General features: G+C 62.6%; 1 protein-coding gene. It reads right to left on the reverse strand.

All coding sequences use genetic code 11. The features are described 5' to 3' along the window. The coding region (locus tag U5775_RS39330; RefSeq protein ID WP_415913772.1) for an ABC transporter permease at positions 1 to 238 on the reverse strand (238 nt) is incomplete at both ends.

A 238-nucleotide genomic window follows, 5' to 3' on the forward strand; every position in this document is an offset into this window, starting at 1 on the left:
GCCACGGAAGCGGCCCATACGTGCGAGCACGAAGCCGGCCCACGTGCCGATCACGACCGAGGCGAACGCCGTCATCAGACCGATCTTCAGCGAGAGCCACGCGGCGGTGAGCAGCTCGTCGTCCTGCAGCAGCGCGGCGTACCACTTGAGCGAGAAGCCGGACCAGACCGTCACGAGCTTCGACTCGTTGAACGAGTACACGACGAGGCTGATGATCGGGATATAAAGGAACAGGAAA

The sequence above is a fragment of the Paraburkholderia sp. J63 genome (assembly GCF_905220245.1).
Classification (GTDB): Bacteria; Pseudomonadota; Gammaproteobacteria; order Burkholderiales; family Burkholderiaceae; genus Paraburkholderia.